The 3,504-nt window shown below is 35.6% G+C and carries 4 protein-coding genes; all 4 read left to right on the top strand.

The window, feature by feature from the left end; all coding sequences use genetic code 11:
• Positions 1 to 841 precede the first annotated feature (841 nt).
• Positions 842 to 1,789, top strand: coding sequence for a protein rep (locus tag EII23_RS11555; protein ID WP_124793497.1), 948 nt, complete (start codon positions 842 to 844; stop codon positions 1,787 to 1,789).
• A gap of 115 nt (positions 1,790 to 1,904) precedes the next feature.
• A complete protein-coding gene (locus tag EII23_RS11550) occupies positions 1,905 to 2,246 on the top strand; it encodes a hypothetical protein (protein ID WP_124793496.1) in 342 nt (113 codons plus the stop codon).
• Entirely contained in the window at positions 2,243 to 2,542 is a 300-nt protein-coding gene (locus EII23_RS11545) for a hypothetical protein (RefSeq protein ID WP_124793495.1), read from the top strand. Before EII23_RS11550 ends, EII23_RS11545 begins: the two co-directional genes overlap by 4 nt.
• 261 nt (positions 2,543 to 2,803) lie before the next feature.
• On the top strand, positions 2,804 to 3,169 hold the full coding sequence (locus EII23_RS11540; RefSeq protein WP_124793494.1) for a hypothetical protein: 366 nt from the start codon (positions 2,804 to 2,806) through the stop codon (positions 3,167 to 3,169).
• Positions 3,170 to 3,504 lie beyond the last annotated feature (335 nt).

The following is a 3,504-nucleotide window of genomic DNA, read 5'->3' as shown; positions in this document are numbered from 1 at the left end:
GTTATATGCTAAGAATAATCACGCTTATTCTTGTCATCAGAGTGGTTGTACCACTTCTGAAACTGTATGGTGAGAAATGGATTGAGAAGCATTTCAAAGGCAAGAAGAAAAGATAGTTGCCCTTCTCAGCACGTCTGTTGTCGTTGCAGATGAAAAAAGAAACCCTAGAGGAGTACAGGCCTCTAGGGTTTTTGCTATATGCACGACTAATCACGCTTGTCGTTAAGGTTATTGTATCATGGTTTTACTGTTAATGTCAAAATATGATATACTACTTGTGAGGCACCTCAGCGATAAGGTCGGTGGTGTGAAGCTCATTTTTAGGGCAGACGGAAACGCGAGCCAACAAGGGCATATTATTATGTCGGGTGCCGGACTGCCTTCAGCTTCGGGCTGTAAAGAACCGGAATTTGTTCAAAGATGAGCTTGTTCTCTGACCTTTAGGGGTCAATCATAATTGAGGCTGAGTTTGATTTGGCGACAAGTCATTCAAAGGTTGCGGTTTAGTCGCTTCAGGTAGAGGTGCTGCCATCTGTATTTCAGAGAAATCCCCGATTGTACCCTCAGTTTTGAAATATATAAAAAGCACCTTAAGGTGCTTTTTTTGAAACCCTCGAAGAGGGTTTCTTCTTATCTTGATACATTAAGAAATAACGTCATTTTGAAAAGTGGCCCTCAGACACCCCTCAAACCCTTGATAATACTGGTTTTTTAGACAAAAAAATGCCCTTGACTTTTTATAACAGGAAATCTATAATTAAAGTGTTGAAGTTTAATTTTAGAAAGGGATAAAAAGGCAAAGGTATTTTTATATTCTTTGTAATTACAGGTTAATTATAGCATGACAGAAAATCAAAATCAAGAGCAGATACTCAAAGATGTAAATAAAAAAGGGGAAGATAGAAACTGGAGGGGGCGAAAACTCTTGAGTTTAAAACTAGTTGATGTGTTTAATGTTTTAGGATACAGAGATAGTTTAGTTCAGAACGTAAAAACGTGTGGTGAGTATTTGCATTTCATCAAGAATACAGATGGTTTATTAAAACTCTATCAAGCTTATTTCTGTAAAAATAAACTTTGCCCTATGTGCAACTGGAGACGGTCTATGAAGTATTCTTATCAGACCTCGCAGATAGTTGATAGGGCTATTGAGAAAGAGCCAAAGGGGCGCTTTCTGTTCTTGACCTTGACGGTTAAAAATGTAGAGGGTGATAGGTTAAATGATACTCTTAGTCAATTAACAGAAGCGTTTAGACGGTTGATGATGTATAAAAAAGTCAAAAAGAATATGTTTGGATATTTACGTGCTATCGAGATTACACATAATGAACTAGAAAAAACATATCACCCTCATATTCACGTTTTGCTGATGGTGAAATCAAGTTATTTTTCAGGGAAGAATAACTACATCTCCCAAGCTGAATGGGGTGATTTGTGGTCGCAGGCTCTTAAGGTGGACTACGTGCCAATGGTAGATGTTCGAGCAGTTAAAGAAACTGGTAAAGGGCTAAAAGGAGCAATCTTAGAGACTGCTAAATATCCTACAAAACCAATTGAATTTAACGTAGAAAATGCTCAAGTGGTTGATGATTTATACCAGGGTTTATATCGCAAAAGACAACTTGGTTTTGGTGGTTTGTTCAAGAAAATCAAAAAAGAATTGGCTCTTGAGGATATCGAGAATGGTGACTTGGTGCATACTTCAGATAACCAAGATGACCTTTCGGAAGGTACAAAAATAGTCGCATACTGGAATGCGACTAAACAAAATTATTTTATAAAAAATTGAGTTGGTAAATCTCGCCAACTCTTTTATTATATCAAAAAAACATTTGAAAAAACAGACTTTTATTTTGCTGTTTTGGATGTAGAATAAAATTAAGAAAAAGAAGGAGGTGTTCATTATGAAAAAAGTAGGGAAATTAGCCATTTTAGCAGGTACTATGGCTTGTTTTTGGATTGGAACTATGGAAGTTAAAGCTGATGAAATTAATGATGTTTCTAACTATTCTGGGATAGGATTTCGTAGTGCTGTATTACCTGAGTTTGGGTATGGAGCAGTTCATGGTGTAACTAATATGGGGTATGGAGTTACCTGTTGGCAAGTGGGAAATAGGAATCTGGCTAAGTGTTCTGTAGATTGGGGTGAAGTTGCAGCTCATACTGGACGAGTCATGGTAAATGGTTGGGTTGATTCTGCTGGTGCCAGTCATGATTATTTGACTAGTTGGGGGCAAAAGCCATGATTTTTTTTAGAAAGAAAAAATTAGATGAGAGGCAATTGTTTTTTGATTTAATACATGAAGCTTATAATAGTTTAGATATTAGTAATGATTTAAAAAAGCACTTATTACAAGCAGCTATAGCTATAGAAAATAATGAAAATTTAAATTTGATTTCTTATAAATTACATCCCTATGTTTGTAATGAGTTTTATGTTGTTCCTGAATTAAAAGAATTAAAGGTGTATGTAGAAAGAAAGAGAGCTAAGTGTTTTATTGGTTTGATTTCTCCTTCTGCTTTAATTGGTTTAATAAGATGATTAAGTTGACCTTTTTAGGTCAACTTTTTAATTTATAAGGATTTATAAAAAGTCACGCAATGACAAAAAGGGGATTGGGGATTTCCCCAAAAATCTATTTTACAGCATAGGTAAAACTTCCTAGGAAGTGTATCTACATATGCTAATCTTGCCAGACTGGTAAGATGTGATAAAATAGAAAAGGTATATGTGGTAAATTTACCTAGTAAAATTAGATACATATGCTACGCTTGCCACACTGCAAACAGGAGGTTAATGACTATGGCAAAGAGTATGCGAGAAGTCGCTGATGAATTAGGTGTTTCAAAAGATTTAGTGAAATATCACAGGAAAAAATTAGGTGAAGATGATTATGCGTTTGTAAGAGGTCAGTATTTGATTTTAGAGTCTGGTGTAGCAAAAATCAAATCATATTTGACGAAAGAAAAAGGCAATTATTCAACTCAATTTGAACATCGAATGTTATCTAAGATAAGTGATATTGACCTTAGTCTCTTAAAGTTATCTCAGGAATTATATGCGCTTGAAAAGAAGTTAGAAAAACTGGATCAACTTGAAGAAGGATTATCACGTATCGAGCAAGGCATAACAGATATTTTTGATATTGCTATAGAGACAGGTATTTGATAATTAGAGCAGTTGAGTGGTTTATGCCGAGAAAACTTTTGACGAAAAGCTGAGCGATTTAGACTAAGACGTGTCGAGTCGTCAGACTGAAAGTTTGACGATCGAACACGGCAGTCAGAAATCAGCGACAGGTTACTTATCGTCAAAAGGAAATTGGAATAAAGAAAACGGATTGTAAGTTCTCTGAGAGCCTTTAGGAGCGATTGTAATGATTTAAGTATAGAATAACACCTAATCATTTAAACGAGCGTAGAGGGGCTTAAAAAGGCTTCTGAGGTGTGTTATAATATTTTTTGGCAACTAAACCCCCAATCGCCTAGAGAGGAGGTGTTATA

It is taken from the genome of Desulfovibrio sp. OH1186_COT-070 (assembly GCF_003860215.1).
Lineage (GTDB): Bacteria > Desulfobacterota > Desulfovibrionia > Desulfovibrionales > Desulfovibrionaceae > Desulfovibrio.
The sequence above is the reverse complement of the archived record's forward strand: the minus strand, read 5'-3'. Positions and strand labels throughout refer to the sequence as shown.

What these genes read in the sequence shown, in the direction of transcription:
- EII23_RS11555 (WP_124793497.1), top strand. Translation starts at nt 842, where the DNA reads ATGACAGAAAATCAAAATCAAGAGCAGATACTCAAAGATGTAAATAAA.
- EII23_RS11545 (WP_124793495.1), top strand. Translation starts at nt 2,243, where the DNA reads ATGATTTTTTTTAGAAAGAAAAAATTAGATGAGAGGCAATTGTTTTTT.
- EII23_RS11550 (WP_124793496.1), top strand. Translation starts at nt 1,905, where the DNA reads ATGAAAAAAGTAGGGAAATTAGCCATTTTAGCAGGTACTATGGCTTGT.
- EII23_RS11540 (WP_124793494.1), top strand. Translation starts at nt 2,804, where the DNA reads ATGGCAAAGAGTATGCGAGAAGTCGCTGATGAATTAGGTGTTTCAAAA.